Raw genomic sequence first — 15763 nt, 5'->3', positions numbered from 1 at the left:
CGAGGCCCTTGCGGCCGAATCGAATGCTGAGCAGTGAGGACGGACATGACGCAGAAGCGTGGACTCGGGCGCGGACTCGGCGCTCTCATCCCCGGGGGCTCCCCCCAGCCCGCCCCGGCGGAGGAGGGCCTGCGCACGCGCAGCCACCCCCGGACCGCCCCGGAGCCGGGTGAGCCCGGAGCCTCGGTGCGCCCGGTCGACATGTTCTTCTCCGGAGACCCCGTGGAGCCCGCGGCCGACGCGCGTGAGGACGCCCGCGAGGGCGCTGCCGGGCGCTCGCGCCCCGCGCGCACCGACATCGCGAGCGACATGGCCCGCTCCGTGCGCGAGCGCCGCGCTGCGGGGAAGGCTCCCGCGGCGAAGGCACCGGCGTCGAAGGCTCAGGCCGCGAAGCCCGCCGCGGAGAAGAAGGCACCCGCTGCGAAGACGTCGGCTGCGAAGTCGTCCGCGGTGACGTCCGATGCAGGGACGTCCGATGCAGGGACGGCGCCGAGCGCGAGCGCGCCCCTGGAGCAGGCTGCTCCTGCTGCGGAGACCGCGGCTGCGCGCGAGAACAGCCCCGTGGTGGACGTCGGCCCCGCAGAGCGGTTCCCGGCGCGCGAGGAGCCCACCCGCGACCCGCAGAGCCCCGAGAGCGCGCAGGGCGCCGCGCAGGTCCCCGAGGAGGCGACCCAGGACGGTGCAGCGCTCGGCACCGCCGCTGCGGCTCCCGCGCCGGAGGAGGCGGCCGACGAGGCCGCTGACGACGCCCCGGCGGCGGCGTCCTCCACGGAGCTGCTCCCGGTGCCGGGTGCGGAGTTCGCGGAGATCCCGATCCAGGAGATCCGCGAGAACCCGCGGAACCCCCGCACGATGTTCAACGACGAGGAGCTCGACGAGCTCGCGTTCTCGCTGCGCGAAGTGGGCGTCCTGCAGCCCGTGGTCGTGCGCCCCATCCCCGCGACGGACGCCGGGGAGTCCTTCGAGCTCGTCATGGGCGAGCGGCGCTGGCGGGCCGCGCGCCGCGCCGGGCTCGCGTCGATCCCCGCGATCATCCGCGAGACCAGCGATGACGACCTCCTGCGCGATGCGCTGCTGGAGAACCTGCACCGCTCGCAGCTGAACCCCCTGGAGGAGGCCGCCGCGTACCAGCAGCTCCTCGAGGATTTCGGATGCACCCAGGACGAGCTCGCCGAGCGCATCGGCCGCTCGCGCCCCCAGATCTCGAACACCCTGCGCCTGATGCGCCTGCCGGCGCTCCTGCAGCGGCGTCTGGCGAGCGGGGCCATCTCCGCGGGCCATGCGCGCGCTCTGCTGACCGTCGACGATTCACGGCTGCAGGAGGAGCTCGCCCAGCGGATCGTCGCGGAGGGCCTCTCCGTGCGCGCCGTGGAGCGTCTGGTCTCCCGCGGCATGGAGCCTGCCGGTACGCGCCCCGCTCCCCGGCGGACGACGTACAACCCGCGCGTCGTCGATCTGACCAGCCGCCTGGCGAACCAGCTCGAGACACCCGTGAAGATCGATCTGGGCAAGCGGAAGGGGCGCATCACGCTCGAGTTCACGAACCTCGAGGACCTGGAGCGCCTGATCGGCCGCCTGGGCATCGAGGAGGGCGCTGAGGGCTCCGCGCAGGAGTGACCCCGCGCCGCTGAGGCGAAAGCGGATGTCTATGCATAGATATGCATAGACATCCGCTTTTCTGTGTGCGTGCACACCGGGGGTGTGCGCGCAGGGAGGACAGCGGCACCGGAGCGCACGGTGTTGTCCACAGTGGGGATGACTCTGTGCGGTGCTGCGTCTGCGGAGTCGCGTGTGCGAAGGCCGGTGCGCTTTGACATGACGCGTGACGGGTCGGGGTGCGGCGGGGCTGTCGACGGGCGTCGCGAGCTGCCCCCGGCATCCGCGTCCTCGGGAGAGGCTACGGGTCCACCCCTCCCCGGGCCGTGAGACTGACGTGGTCGGCGCGTGGATAGCGGCTCGGTGATGCTCCTCCGGTTGCGCTGCGCTGCGCTGCGCTGCACTCGAGGTTGGGCTCCGCGTGGAGTCGCACGGCGGAGTCCATTGGGAGCGCTGGTGCACGCTGGTGGGGCCGTTTCACGTGGAACGCTCGAACCACGGGGGCGGAGCGGCGCAGCCCCCTCCCCCGGGGAGCGGCACTGCAACGGCACTGCACGAGGAAGGCGAATGCGCTCCCACCAGTCGAATGGGGAAGGGTGGAGGTGCGAGGAGCGAGGTGCGAGGAGTCGTATGCCGGCCCCCGATCTCAGCTTCTCGAGCACCCCAACCCTAGGTTTCACGTGGAACATGCCATCCGCGGGGCGCATCCCGGTGATGTGCGCAGTCCCCTGGGGTGGCAGCACCGTGGTGAATGCTGGCAGCGACCACCCCATGTCTGTGGTCAGATCCGCGTGTGCTGCCCTTGCAAGGACGGGCTTGCTAGGCGGCCTGGCGTGGCAGCTCCCGCTTCAGGCAGAGGTGGAGCAACAAGGGACGGGAAACGATGGATTCCCCCGCGGAGTGGATCTGCATCCCAGCTTCCGCTCCTAGATGTTTCACGTGGAACAGCCGCGTTCACTCAGAGCCCACAAGGCACATCTCGAAAGCCGGCGTTCTGGGGCTCAATCGAGGGCGTTGCGGCAACCAATGAAGGTACTGGTGGGCGCGTCAGGACTGACAGCCGGCAGCTGTGACGGGTACGCGAGGTTTTACGTGAAACAGCAGGGCGGGCCAGCGCGTTCGGCTGTTGATCCTCTTCGCGATGGACGCAGGCGGTGCGGCTTCACGTGAAACCAACGCACGCAGACGCGGATCTTGAAGTGTGGGCATGCTGCGCCGTGGATAGTTGGGTGATGCCTCCCCTCGCGAGGTTCACGCTGACCTACTGCCGGAGGATGTTTGAGCTATCGCAGGTAGCTCCCAAGGTCCCTCGCTGGAGCGCTACAAGCGGTTTGGCCCTCGTTTCACGTGAAACGGCGTCCTCAGAGGTCGGCTCCGATGGCGAGATCAGGCTCAGAGTGCTGCCACCACAGCCGTGTGATGACGTTTCACGTGAAACAGCTGCCAGTAGCGGCCCACGGAGTCATGTGCTCCACGCCCGCGGTGTGTCTGCGTGCGCGTGCGCTCCGGAGGGCAGCCACGGCAGGGGTCGGACGTGCCGAACCTGAAGAGATGATGTTCGTACGACCCGTGGACCTTGTGACCGTCAGCCCGGGCCGGCGGGATCGCAAACGCACTGTTTCACGTGAAACAGCCATGCTTCCGGGGCCTTGTGAATGGAGTTGGGCCCGGGCTCACCGGTCCTGTGGGCAGCGATTCCGTGACCGTATGGGTCAGTTGTGGCTGCCGGGGCCGGGTGCTTCATGGAGACGTACAGAGGCTGACCGCTGTACGGCGCGCGCATGAGGCGTACATGGATCAGGGACGGCACAGTTGTGAATGCGCGGCTCTGTCGATTCTGAAGCTTGCCAGGACGGAGCCGCCGTCCGCTGCGGAGACGGGAAGGCGGAGTGGACGCCGTTTCACGTGAAACGCGTAGCCGACGCCGCTCCGTGCGCGTGGCTGAGAACACGCCTGGCGACTCTGGGACGCCGCTAGTGCGTGGAGATCGGCACCGGGTCGCCGTTTCACGTGGAACATCTCAGTAGGCGGTCGTTCCAAGTGGCGTCCACGAGAGCGCGAATCGATGAGAGTGGACTCTCGGCGCAGCGCGGTTGCTGCTGCGGTGCTCTTGCGTACAGGGAGCGTCTGTGTACAGGGAGCGTCGCTCGCTCGATCGAGGCTGCGGGAACCCAATGGCACTGAGCTCAAGCTCGTGGCGTACCCCAGCCCGTGCCGGGCCCCAGCGCGTGCCGCCCCCTAGCTCGCGCGATCCGCGTGGGCTTGCCTACGTCACGCTGACCGCTCGAGGCCTCCACCTCAGGCGAACCAGCTGGCTTCACGTGGAACAGCTGGCTTCACGTGCAACCGCCGGTGCCACGCGAACCATTCACGGACAGGATGGGCAGCGAACCCCTCAGTCGTGCACATGAGCGGTGGTGGGCAGGCGCCGCAGGGGCGCTGGGCTCGCCGCCGACCGACCGGACCGGGGCTCCGCCCATGCGGAGGAATGCGACGGCACTCCCGGCACTGCGCGAGAGACGGATGTCAGCGCCTAGTCGCGCGCTACCCAGGATCTCCAGCGTGAGCGAGGTGCTCGCTACCGGCCGAGGAGAGGCAGGACGGAGTTCACGTCACGAATGGACGCACTCGGGCCTTCTGCGGTGGGGCCAGGTTTCACGTGGAACGGACGGACGGGAGAGCCGGCGGGTCTGTGGGTATAGGACTCCGGGCGCGTACTGCCTCGCCCCGCGCGGAACGGGCAGCGTCCCCTCTGCCAGCCCAGGTCGGGCAGCGCGCGACGCTCGACGGAAGACCGCCTCAGCACCCTCGTCCGTCCAGGGGCCCTCGTCTACCCCCCCCCAGACCCTGGCGCGCCACCCCGCGGTCGGGGAATGAAGCCCGGACGCGGAGCAGGCCCAGGGACAGGAACGGGTGGGGCGGAGCCCATCGCCGGTTCGGCAGCGGCTCCCCGTCAGCACCCGCGCCCCGGTTCCGCGGCAGGCAGGATGAGGGAGCCGGCGAGCACCGGAGGCGCGGAATGCACAGTGTGCATTCCGGTGTGGAAATCAGCGTGCTGGCGGATGGGGGTGTTCTCACATTCAGGCACGGAAGATGAATCGCGAGAGGGACGCTCGATGTGATCTGCGCCACGGAGTGAGTAAAGCCGCAGGTCAGGGCCGCGAGACGGTCCACTGCGGCCGATCTCTATGGTAGGCATCCACATCCACGAGTGGGGATAACGTTGGGGATATCTGTGGATCGCAAGTGCAGAACCGCGGCCCCGAGTGTGGATAACTTGCCTGGCGGCAGCGATCCTGCAGGTAGAGGAGAGACGCTATCCCTGCGCGTCAGTGTGGACATCTCCGGCGGCCGCACGGAACCCCGCCCCGAGCTGCTCCTCCACCTGGAACTTCGCGAGCGCTCCTTCGATGCGCGCGACGACGCGCCACGTGCCGCTGAGCTCCACCCGGTTCCCCATCGCGTCCTGCGTCGTCCATGGGTCCGCAGCGCTCTCCCTGCGGCCGTCGGCCTCGATCTCCTCCCCGGTGCGCAGCCGGGCGCTTTCCGCGGGCTCCAGGCGGATCCAGGTCGGCAGCGCAGTGACATCGAATCGCTCGAGCAGGGCGTCGTCGGCCGCATCGAGCACGAGGGCGCGCAGGGACCCTCCCCAGCGACGCTGCAGCTCCCGCAGGAGCTGAGGCGCCGGGACGGAGGGCAGCGCCCAGGGAGCGGCGACGACGGCCACCACCGGAGGCGTGAGGATCTCTCGATCCTCACCCACCTCCGGAGGCGGGAGAACCTCTCGATCCCCGCGCTCCTCCGATGGCGTCAGGACCTCTCGATCCTCACGCTCCCCGGAGGCCGGCGGAGCGCTCGGCAGCTCAGGCTTCCCGGGCACCGGCGGTCGCGGCCTGCTCGGGGAGGTCGGCCTGCAGCGCGAGCCAGCGCTCCGCATCCAGCGCCGCCTGGCAGCCGGATCCCGCGGCGGTGATCGCCTGGCGGTAGGTGTGGTCGACGACGTCGCCGCACGCGAAGACGCCCTCCACCGACGTGCGGGTGCTGCGGCCCTGCACGGAGATGTAGCCCTCCTCGTCGAGGTCGAGCTTGCCCTGGAACAGCGTGGAGCGCGGTTCATGCCCGATCGCCTCGAACACGGCGGACGTCGGCAGCTCGCGCTCCTCGCCCGTGACCGTGTCCCGCAGCGTCACGGACTCCACCTGGTCGGCACCGTTGATCGCGACGATCTCGGAGTTCCAGGCGATGGTGAGCTTGGGATCGTTCTCGGCGCGGCGCACCATGATCTTGGAGGCGCGCAGCACGTCGCGTCGGTGCACGAGCGTGACCTTCTTGCCGAAGCGCGTCAGGAACGTCGCCTCCTCGACCGCGCTGTCACCGCCGCCGACGACGACGATCTCCTTGTCCTTGAAGAAGAAGCCGTCGCAGGTCGCGCACCAGCTCACACCGCGCCCCGAGAGGCGCTTCTCGTCCTCGATGCCCAGCTCCCGGTAGGCGGAGCCGGTCGCGAGGATGAGCGCCTTCGCCCGGTACACGGTGCCGTCGTCCAGGGTCGCGGTCTTCACCTCGCCCTCGAGCTGCACATCGACCACGTCCTCGAAGAGGATCTCGGCGCCGAAGCGCTCGGCCTGCGCCTGCATGGTGGCCATGAGCTCCGGGCCCATGATGCCGTCGGTGAAGCCCGGGAAGTTCTCGACCTCGGTGGTGTTCATCAGCGCGCCGCCGGCGTCCAGCGCCCCGGCGAGCACGATCGGCTTCATCTCGGCGCGCGCGGCGTAGATCGCCGCCGTGTACCCGGCGGGACCCGAGCCGATGATGACGAGCTCGTGCACGATGCCGTCGGCCGGCTCCGTCTGAGCGGGGGTCTCGAGGGTCTCCTCCGCGGGCTCGGTGAGCGTCACGGCGGTGACATCGCCGAGGAGATTCAGGGCCTGGATCGGCTGGTTCACGGGTGGTTCCTTCCATCGGACCGGCGGTCGTGAGGCCGGTGCGGGCGTGGTGCGGGTCGGTGGTGCGGGCGGGTCAGGAGGGGCGATCCGGTCGGAGTGCGGCGGGAAGGCCGGGCTCCGCGGATCGGACGGGCCGGGCGGGTCGGACGGTGCGGGAGAGGCGGGATGTGCGCGGCGGCGGGGTGATCAGATCCCGCCGATAGTCGCGGAGCCCGCCCAGGCCCGTGAGTCCGCGGGAGGCGTCGCAGATCCGCAGGAGGGCTGGACGACCGTGACGTTCACGAGACCGCCGCCGGCGCGCAGGGCGTCGCGCTCGTTCGGCGCGTGGACGATCAGCCAGTACCGGCCGCGATCCGCACCCCATTCGATCTCCTCCATCACCAGCGGCGTATCCGTGAACCCCTGGGCCTGCAGACAGCGGTTCACGTCGAAGTTCGCGGGAGCCTGCAGAGTGCTCCCCGAGTCGATCAGCCGCTGCACCTCGGTCCCGAGCGTCGTCTCCGTGACAACGGGCAGGCCCGAGGCGTTCTTCCCGGGTGTGTTCACGTTCTCGATCGAGGCGGCGCTCGTCCCCCGGGAGATGTCCGACGTCGACTGGCTCAGCGCGAACGCGAGCAGCAGGCCCGCGAGCGCCGCGCCGAGCAGGGCGATGCCCACATGGATCGCGCGGAACCCCTCCTCCGCAGATCGGGAGGAGGGGCGCCGGTGGCGGATCCCGGGAGCGCTCATTCGGCCCGCAGCTCCGCGATGCGCGCGCGGAATCCCGACTTCTCCGCATCCGAGGGGAGCTCGGGGATCACGAGGACCACGCTGGAGGCCTCCACGGGGGCGGGCGGCGCCAGACGCACCTCGCCCTCCCCGGCGAAGGCGCCCGTGGCGAGCTGCGCGCCGCGCGAGCCGTCGGGGTTCAGCGCATACAGCTCCATCACGCCGCCCTGGCCGCCGGCCGTGGTGACGGTCAGCGCCGTCAGGGTGCTCGGCCCCGCGAACGAGATCCGCAGCGCATTGTTGGCCTTCAGGCCCCCGTACTGGGCGGTCTTGTAGATGCGCGTCGACCAGCGCGTGGCGGGGTCGCCGTCGGTCACCGCGGCCGAGTCCTCCGGGTGGTCGGGATCCCCGCCGTCGGCCAGGACCTCCACCGCGCTGATCGTCGGCGCCGGGGCGGCCGCGGGGGCCGCCTCGCTCGGGGCGACCGACGCGCCTGCGTCCGCGGCGGCGCTGGGGTTCGCGGGGGCGCTCGTCGCGGCGTTCTCGCTCTGGACGGGGCCGTCGGCCCCCTGCCGCATGACGGAGGTGACGGAGGTGACCGCGAAGACCAGCGCCAGGATCACCAGGAGCGCCGCCCCCAGCAGGATCCACTGGGCGATGCGGCTGCGCTCCGCGGGCTCCGCCGGGGTGCGGGCGAAGGCGCTGCCGGGATCGTCGCTGTTCAGAGCCACGGCGACGACGTCGCGCGCGAGCGCCCCCCGGCTGAAGGACTCCCCGGCGGCGGGCGCCGCGGTGACGGAGCGCCCACGACCGGGCACGACGATCGGACCCGCGGGCGCGGCCAGCGCGGACTCCTCCGCGACGGCGGAGAGCTTCTCGGTGCGGGGCTCCGCGTCGCGCGCGGCGGCGGAAGTGGAGGTGGAGGTGCTGCGGGCACCGTCAGCCGCACGGTCGCGGTCACGCGCGCTGGCCCCGTCGTCGGGGTGCTCCGCGTCCGGGGTGCTCGCGGAACGGGGGCCGGCCGTCCGGCCCGGAGCGGCGGCGGCCGCGAGGCCCGGGGCCAGTGCGGCGCCGGACACCGCAGCGGGGGCAGCGCCGGCGGCGGCAGCGGCGGTCTCGGGTGAGGCGGGCTGGGGAGCAGCCGCCGGGGCCGAGGGGGCCGACGAGGCCGACGGGGCCTGCGCGAGCGCAGATTCCGGCCCATCGGCCGCCGGGGTCGGCTGGGGGTGGGGCTCGGTCTGGGTCCGGGTCTGGGGCTCCGGCTGCGACTGGGGCTCGGGCTGGATCCGGGGCTCCGCCTCCGCGGCAGGCGACGGCGTCGGCTCCGGCGCGGGAGCCGGGGCGATGCTCAGGCTCGCAGGGAAGGCGGAGGGCCGACGGTGCTGGTCGAGCTCGAGCTCGCTGACGAACTCGGCGGCCGCGTGCGTGGTCCCTGGGACGGTCGCCTCGCTCCCCAGCACCTCGTAGGGATCGGTGGGCTCGGACGCGGCTTCCTGATCGGAAGCGCGCGCGGGCGTCTGATCCGGGGTCGTCTCCGGCGCAGCAGTCGCAGGCGCAGCGACGGGCGCCGAGGCGGCAGCGGTGGCCGCGCTGGCCGCGGCCGGGGCGGCCTCGACCGCGTCCGGGGCTGTCTGATCGACCGACGTCGGGGCAGCGGGCTCCGGTGCCGACGAGGCAGGAGCAGAGGCAGCGGCGGGCGCAGCAGCCGCACTCGCCTCACCTGCCGCACCGGTCGCGCCCTCCCTGCCTTCGAGCCGCGCCGCGCGCCGGTGGGCGCTCTCGGCGTCGTAGGCCTCGAGGGTCACCGGGATCGACTGCCAGGGCCCCAGCTCCGCGATGAGATCCCGGGTGGTCAGCGGGACGTCGTCCTCCGTGTCGTTGAGGGTCGAGGCGCAGAGCTGGTCGAGCTCGGCGGGGATCCGCCAGTCCACGACGTGCGAGGGCCGCGGCACCCGGCCGCGGGCGTCGGGCCGCGGGGCGGCACCGGTCAGACCCCGGTACAGCAGCGCCACGAGCGCGGTGGTGTCGAGGAAGGAGGCGATCTTGCCGGAGGGCTCCGCATCGGGATGCGAGGCCGCCTCGACGCCCGCGCCGAGCACGCTCACCTCTCCGCTGGCCGTGTCCACGAAGACGCGGTTGGAGTCCAGGTGCTGGTGGCGCAGCCCCCGGCGGCGTGCGGCCTCGAGCGCGGTCGCGGCCTCGCCCACGATGGAGCGCGCGGTCTCGGCGCGCAGGGCGCCCTGAGCGAAGAGCGCCGCGAGCGGCGGGGCCGACGGCGCCGGGTACTCGACGACCGTCAGCGGCTCCGCGTCCTCGTCGTCCTCCCCGAGCACGAGCACCTCGCGCACGGGCAGGAGGCGCGGGTTGTCCAGGAGCGCAGTGCGGCGGGCGGCGTCGGCCGTCTCGAGCGCCATCTCCCCGCGCACGAGGAAGAGCGTGACGACCTCTCCGGTGCGGGCGATGCGGGCGCGATGCCAGGAGGCTCCCTCGGCGACCCCGCCCAGCGGGATCTGCGCATCGAGGGTCCAGCGGCTGGCCACCGCCTCCTCATGGGATCGTTCGCTCACGTCATGTCCTTCCGCTGGGGTCCCGCCGGTCTCATCGTACGGGGGCGCTCGCGCCGCGTCGCCGGGCGAGGCGGGAGGCGAGCTCCCGCAGCTCCTGCACTCGCAGCGCCCACGCGATGCCCGCGAACACGGCGGTCATCAGCACGCCGACGATCCCGCCGAGCACGACGGTCAGGACCCGGTGGATCCACATCGCCTCGCCCATCAGGTGCACGGCGACCGCGCCCACCAGGATCGCGCCGATGGCGGCGATCGCCAGTCGGGCGAGCACTCCCGCAGCCTCGAGGCGGGAGGGCATCTGCGCGCCGAGCCGCGCCGCGCGGCGGCGCAGCAGGTGCTGGCCGAAGAGCCAGCCGAGCACGCTGCCCAGAGAGGACGCGAGCGCGACGCATGCCGCCGCCCAGTGCGGGTCCACGAAGGCGAGGATCGGCAGCATCGCGAGCAGCGGCACGGCCGAGGTCGGCAGCTGCATGAGGAACGGGGCGCGCGCATCCTCGTAGGCGTAGAACGCGCGCTTGGTGAGGTAGTTCGCGGCGAACGGCACCAGGCCCAGCATGTAGCCGATCAGCACCCAGCCGTTGGCGCGCGCGCCCAGGGGGCTCACTCCGCCGCTGACCACCCACATCACGGGCCCGGCGAGGACGATGATGACCGCGGTGGCCAGCATCATCGGCACGGCGAGCACCCGGTCCGTCTCCGCGTAGCGCGCCATCACGGCCGTGTGGTCGCCCTCGTGCGCGCTGCGGGAGAGGCTCGGGAAGGCGGCGGTCACCAGGGCCACGCCGATGATCCCCTGCGGGATCATGAAGACGAGGTAGGTCCAGTCGAGCGAGAGCAGCCCGGGGAACTGGGCCGCGAGCTGCGGCTGGTCGTGCAGGCGCTCGGCCTCCTGGACCGCGCCGCCGACGGCCCAGCGGCCCGCCCACATACCCACCTGGGCGATCGCGAGCATGGCGAGGGTCCACAGGCCGATCTTCCCCAGTCGGCCGAGGCCCAGGCCGCGGAATCCCCAGGCGAAGCGGAGCCGCAGCCCCAGCTTGCGCACGAAGAACCCCAGGAACAGGGACTGCACCATCGCGCCGCCCACGCAGATCCCCGCGAGCGCGAGGACGGGCCCCATGGTCCAGGCGCTCATCTCCCCGAGAGGGCCCCAGATCAGCAGGAAGACGACGGCGCCGATGATGCCGACCAGGTTGTTGAGCGCGGGGGCCCACTGGTACGGGCCGAAGGAGTCGTGCGCGTTCAGGAGCTGGCCGAGCATCGCGTACAGCGCCATGAACATGATCTGCGGCATCAGCCAGAACCCGAACTGGGTGGCGAGCGCAGCCGTCTGGGGCGGGAGCGCGCCGTTGGTGATGAGCAGCAGCAGCGGCACGGCCAGCATGCTCACCGCGGTGAGCCCCGCGGAGGCGACCACCAAGAGCGTCAGCAGGCGGGAGGTGAAGTCGCTGCCGCGATCGGGCTGCTTGGCGGCGCGCACGATCGCCGGCACGAGGATCGCGTTCAGCGTGCCGCCGCCCACGAGGATCCAGATCGTGTTGGGCAGGACGTTCGCGGCGGAGAAGGTGTTCGCGACAGCCGACGTGAGGCCGACGAAGATCATGCCGAACAGGTAGTTGCGCGCGAAGCCGAGCAGGCGCGAGACCAGCGAGCCCGAGGCCATCAGCGCGCTCGCCCGGAGCAGGCGGCCGCGCCCGCTCGACCGGGGCGCGGCCGCCGCAGGGGCACCGGCCTCCGGCGCGGCTGCCGGTCCCGCAGCGGAGGCGGGAACCACCGCTGCAGCCGGAGCGCTCGCCTCCGGCTGCGCACCTGCGGGCGCCGCGGCTGCTGGCACCGCTGCCTGCGCCGCCGCTGCCGCCGTCGGCCGCGGGGCAGCGCCCTCCCGACGGTGCCGGGGGGTGTGCTGGGCGCGGAGGGGACGGGTCATCGGGTGGGATCCTCGGGAGTTCGCGGGTCGGAGTGCTGCGGGGAGCCGAGGAGCTCGAGCTCCTCGGGAGGGGGCTCGGGGCCGCGCTCGGCAGGGGCGCGCTTGGCGGAGCCGTTCCGGCGCGCCCGCACCACCCCGATGCCCATGAGGGCGGCCATGGCGAGCACGAGCGCCATCGTCGCCCAGTTCTCCCAGGCCGGGTTGACGCTGAGCGGCACCTCGACGGGAGCGGTGATCTGCTCCCCGCTCGAGGACTGCAGCACCGTGGTGAGGGTGACGGTGCCGTTCGCGAGCGCGCTGATCGGCACCACGATCTCGCTCTGCCCCCGCGCCGGGACCTGCACGAGCGGCGGCTCCCCGATGTCGACGATCGGCCGGTCGGCCTTCACCCGCACCTGCACGGTGATGGCGGTGTCGAGCTGATTGGAGACGGTGATGGGGACGCCCGCCGAGTCCGAGACCAGGTTGTAGCCGGAGGCGGGAACGACCGTGATCGCCCCGCGCATCGCCTCGAACTGCGCGGCGGCGGCGTCGGCCCGTGACTGCGCCGTCGCGGTGTCGGTCGCGAGGGCGATGGAAGAGGTGGTCAGCAGCAGGTCGTGCGGACCGTCGAGCTGCTGGGGGTCGTCCATGACGGAGCCGAGGGTGTCGAGCTCCCCGAGCGAGCCCTGCAGGCGGCGCAGCAGCTCCGGGCTCGCGTGCGCGTCGAGATCCGGCTGGGCGAGGGGGACGACCGAGCCGTCGCTCTGCACGGCCACGGGGCGCACGGCTCCGGCGTCGATGCGGCCCCGCCCGTAGAGCAGGGACGGATCCGCCTCGGTGTCGGTGGTGAGGCGCTCGGTGCCTGCGGCATCGAGCAGATCCGCCACGGGCGCGGGCTGCAGCCACGGCGCCTGGCCGAAGGAGTCCAGCAGCGCCCCGATCGCCGCGGAGTCGGAGTCCGGCACGATCTCCGGCATCAGCAGCACCTGGCGCGAGGCCGTGACCTGCTGCGAGGAGATGACGGCCGTCTCGGCGAGGATCTCCTGGCGGATCTTCTCGACGTCCTCCCCGGAGCGCAGCGCGGAGGCGCGCGTGGAGAGCTGGGAGTCCGGCACGAGGACCGGCACGGGGGTCTCGCGCCCCGTCGTCGCGATCGCCGAGGGCGTCACCGTGCCCGCCTCCTCGTCCCCCAGGCTCGCCGACGGCAGCACGAGGACGTCGGCCCCCGAATCCGCGCCCTCCGCGAGCGCGGTCGTCGAGGCCTGGGTCGACGGCACCACGACGGCCGTCCCGGCGGGGGTGATCCCCGAGCGCGCCCACGCCCGGTCGGCGCGCTCCTGGAGGGCCGTCATCAGGGTCGTGGTGCCGGCGGCGCGCATCGCGGTGACGTCGGCCCGGGCGAAGGGCATGCCGAGCACGGTGCGGCCCTGGCCGGAGAGCGCGAGCTGCGCCGCGAGCTCCGCGGCGGCCGGGGGCTCCGCGTACTCCGGGGCGACCCCGAGGCCGGCGTCGGCCGACGGGGACGGCGCGCCGCCGCCGTCGCTCGCTGCCCCGGCGGCGGGATCGGCCGGATCGGCGGGCGCGGCGCCCGGCGCCTGCGCCGCGGCGTCCACGGCGAGGCTCGGCGGGTCCAGCAGGGCCGGGTCCAGCAGCCAGTCGACGTCGGGCCGCTCGGAGAGCACCCGCAGCGCGGCGAGGCGCCCGTGGGCCTCCGAGTCGGCGAACGCCTCGGGATCCGCGACCACGGAGCCGGGGTCGGCCGCCGCGACCGGCAGGAGCACGGAGGTGCGCACGAGCGAGTCGACGCCGTCGGACCCGTCGGGCCGCCACACCGTGAACGTGCGCAGAGAGGCCAGCGGCGCGGTGCCCTCCGCCGCGGTCACGGAGATGCGCCGCACGCCCCACAGGTAGTCGACCGCGGGGAAGCCGAGCTGCTCGGGCGTCGCGGAGACGGTGAGGGTCACGGACGCCCCCGGCGCGAGGGTCCCGCCCGCGGTCGCGACCGCTGCGGGCTCCCCCCGCTCATCGGGTGCGGTGGCCGCGGACCAGCTCGCCAGGGCGCCGCGATCGGTGACGCGGTCGGTGCGCGCGCGCAGCTCGATCCGCGGATCGGTCATGGGGGCGTCGCCCGCGTTCGTCAGCCGCACCACGAGCGTGAGCGCAGAGCCCGGGGTGAGGGCGACGGCGCCCGCGTCCAGGAGGTCCAGGCTCACGCCGTTCACCTCCGGCGGGGCCGCGGGAGCCAGAGGCCCAGCAGGAGCAGCGGGCGCGGCGGGGGCCGACGGCGCCGCGGGCGCGAGGGCCGACGGGCTCGCCACGGCAGGCAGCGGCAGACCGAGCAGCAGCGCCGCGAGCAGAAGGATCGGCAGGACCAGGAGCCGCCCCCGCCCCGGAGCGTGCGCAGCGGGGCCCGCGGCGGCGCGCGCGGGCGCGAGGAGGGCGAGCATGATGACACTGTATGCGCCCGGCTACCGTAGAGCCTCGCAGGCACCCGAGCGACAGGACCCACGTGACCGACGCATCTACCGCACAGCCGCCGCACGACGGCGCGGCCGCAGCCGCGCGCCTCGAAACGGCCCGCACCCGCGCCACCTCGATGTTCCGGGCGCTGCCGGAGCCGATCCACGAGCTCGGTCGGCTGTTCGAGGAGGCGGGCCAGGAGCTGGCGCTCGTCGGCGGGCCGGTGCGCGATGCGGTGCTCGGCCGCTCCAGCGCCGACCTCGACTTCACGACCTCCGCGCGCCCCGACGCCACCGAGGCGATCCTGCGCCGGTGGACCGGCGGCGGCGCGATCTGGGACATGGGGCGCGAGTTCGGCACCCTCGGCGGCTCGCGCGACGGGCTGAAGGTCGAAATCACGACCTACCGCACGGAGTCCTACGATCCCGCGAGCCGCAAGCCCCAGGTGGCGTTCGGCGACACCCTCGAGGGCGATCTCTCGCGCCGGGACTTCACCGTCAACGCGATGGCGGTGCGGCTGCCCTCCCTCGAGCTCGTCGACCCCTTCGACGGCCTCGCCGATCTCGCCGGCGCGCTGCTGCGCACCCCCGTCGCGCCCGCGCAGTCCTTCGACGACGACCCGCTGCGCATGATGCGGGCGGTGCGCTTCGTCTCCCAGCTCGGCTTCTCGATCGAGCCCGCGACCGCCGCGGCGATCGCTGCGCTCGCCGACCGCATCGCGATCGTCTCCGCGGAGCGGGTGCACGACGAGCTCGTCAAGCTCATGGTCGGCGCCCATCCTCGGCGCGCGCTCGAGCTGATGGTGGACCTGGGGCTCGCCGCCCAGGTGCTGCCGGAGCTGCCTGCCCTCCAGCTCGAGCTCGACGAGCATCACCGCCACAAGGACGTCTACCAGCACTCCCTCACCGTGCTCGACCAGGCGATCGACCTCGAGAGCCCCGCCGGATCGGGCGGCCCCTGCGAGGCGCCCGACCTCGTGCTGCGCCTGGCCGCCCTCCTCCATGACATCGGGAAGCCCGCCACTCGCCGCTTCGAGGACGGCGGGGTCGTCACCTTCCGGTTCCACGAGACCGTGGGCGCGCGCATGGCCGCGAAGCGCCTGAAGGCGCTCGCGTTCGACAAGGAGACGATCAAGGCGGTCTCGCGGCTCGTGGAGCTGCACCTGCGCTTCCACGGCTACGCCGACGCCGAGTGGACCGACTCGGCCGTGCGGCGCTACGTCACCGACGCCGGCCCTCTCCTGCAGCAGCTCCATCGCCTCACCCGGGCCGACGTCACCACGCGCAACCGGCGCAAGGCCTCGGGCCTCGCCCGCGCCTACGACGAGCTCGAGGCGCGGATCGACGAGCTCGCCGCGAAGGAGGAGATCGGCCGCATCCGGCCCGACCTCGACGGCAACCGGATCATGGCGCTGCTCGACCTGCCGCCCGGCCGCGCCGTGGGCGAGGCCTACGCCTTCCTCCTCGAGGAGCGCATGGAGCACGGCCCCCTCGGCGAGGAGGAGGCGGAGCGCCGCCTGCGGCAGTGGTGGGCGGACCGCTCCGAGGAGTGAGCGCGCCGGGAGCGGCCCGAGCGTG

General features: G+C 72.9%; 8 protein-coding genes. 2 read left to right on the top strand and 6 right to left on the bottom strand.

What is annotated here, in order from left to right; translation table 11 throughout:
- The first annotated feature begins 45 nt into the window (after positions 1 to 45).
- Positions 46 to 1617 (top strand): ParB/RepB/Spo0J family partition protein, encoded by a 1572-nt coding sequence (locus tag Bequi_RS11570; protein ID WP_249738093.1) that lies wholly within the window; start codon positions 46 to 48, stop codon positions 1615 to 1617.
- Positions 1618 to 4912: 3295 nt separating this feature from the next.
- Here Bequi_RS11570 and Bequi_RS11565 read toward each other — a convergent pair.
- The 6 genes from Bequi_RS11565 to Bequi_RS11540 form a co-directional block, all read right to left on the bottom strand.
- Positions 4913 to 5359: a hypothetical protein gene (locus Bequi_RS11565; protein WP_249738092.1), complete on the bottom strand. Its 447-nt coding sequence runs from the start codon at positions 5357 to 5359 to the stop codon at positions 4913 to 4915.
- 100 nt (positions 5360 to 5459) lie between these two features.
- Positions 5460 to 6542, bottom strand: coding sequence for a thioredoxin-disulfide reductase (gene trxB, locus Bequi_RS11560; RefSeq protein ID WP_430623118.1), 1083 nt, complete (start codon positions 6540 to 6542; stop codon positions 5460 to 5462).
- 186 nt (positions 6543 to 6728) lie between these two features.
- On the bottom strand, positions 6729 to 7271 hold the full coding sequence (locus Bequi_RS11555; protein WP_249738091.1) for a hypothetical protein: 543 nt from the start codon (positions 7269 to 7271) through the stop codon (positions 6729 to 6731).
- Complete coding sequence (locus tag Bequi_RS11550; RefSeq protein ID WP_249738090.1) at positions 7268 to 9817, bottom strand: hypothetical protein; 2550 nt, start codon at positions 9815 to 9817, stop codon at positions 7268 to 7270. Before Bequi_RS11550 ends, Bequi_RS11555 begins: the two co-directional genes overlap by 4 nt.
- A 31-nt stretch (positions 9818 to 9848) precedes the next feature.
- Positions 9849 to 11744, bottom strand: a complete 1896-nt coding sequence (gene murJ / locus Bequi_RS11545; RefSeq protein ID WP_249738089.1) for a murein biosynthesis integral membrane protein MurJ — start codon at positions 11742 to 11744, stop codon at positions 9849 to 9851.
- Positions 11741 to 14173 carry a DUF6049 family protein gene (locus Bequi_RS11540; RefSeq protein WP_249738088.1) on the bottom strand — a complete coding sequence of 811 codons (2433 nt, stop codon included), beginning with the start codon at positions 14171 to 14173 and terminating at the stop codon, positions 11741 to 11743. Before Bequi_RS11540 ends, murJ begins: the two co-directional genes overlap by 4 nt.
- A 149-nt stretch (positions 14174 to 14322) precedes the next feature.
- On the opposite strand from Bequi_RS11540, the gene Bequi_RS11535 reads away from it, so the two are divergent.
- A complete protein-coding gene (locus Bequi_RS11535; protein WP_249738136.1) occupies positions 14323 to 15738 on the top strand; it encodes a CCA tRNA nucleotidyltransferase in 1416 nt (471 codons plus the stop codon).
- The last annotated feature ends 25 nt before the right edge of the window (positions 15739 to 15763 follow it).

Origin of the sequence: Brachybacterium equifaecis (genome assembly GCF_023509525.1) — a bacterium.
Lineage (GTDB): Bacteria > Actinomycetota > Actinomycetes > Actinomycetales > Dermabacteraceae > Brachybacterium > Brachybacterium equifaecis.
Note: the sequence above shows the minus strand (reverse complement) of the source record. Positions and strands in the feature narration are given on the sequence as shown.

Bases quoted from the DNA above. Each gene is read 5' to 3' on its own strand.
- Bequi_RS11555 (WP_249738091.1), bottom strand. From the start codon at position 7,271: ATGAGCGCTCCCGGGATCCGCCACCGGCGCCCCTCCTCCCGATCTGCG.
- murJ (WP_249738089.1), bottom strand. From the start codon at position 11,744: ATGACCCGTCCCCTCCGCGCCCAGCACACCCCCCGGCACCGTCGGGAG.
- Bequi_RS11540 (WP_249738088.1), bottom strand. From the start codon at position 14,173: ATGCTCGCCCTCCTCGCGCCCGCGCGCGCCGCCGCGGGCCCCGCTGCG.
- Bequi_RS11570 (WP_249738093.1), top strand. From the start codon at position 46: ATGACGCAGAAGCGTGGACTCGGGCGCGGACTCGGCGCTCTCATCCCC.
- Bequi_RS11535 (WP_249738136.1), top strand. From the start codon at position 14,323: ATGTTCCGGGCGCTGCCGGAGCCGATCCACGAGCTCGGTCGGCTGTTC.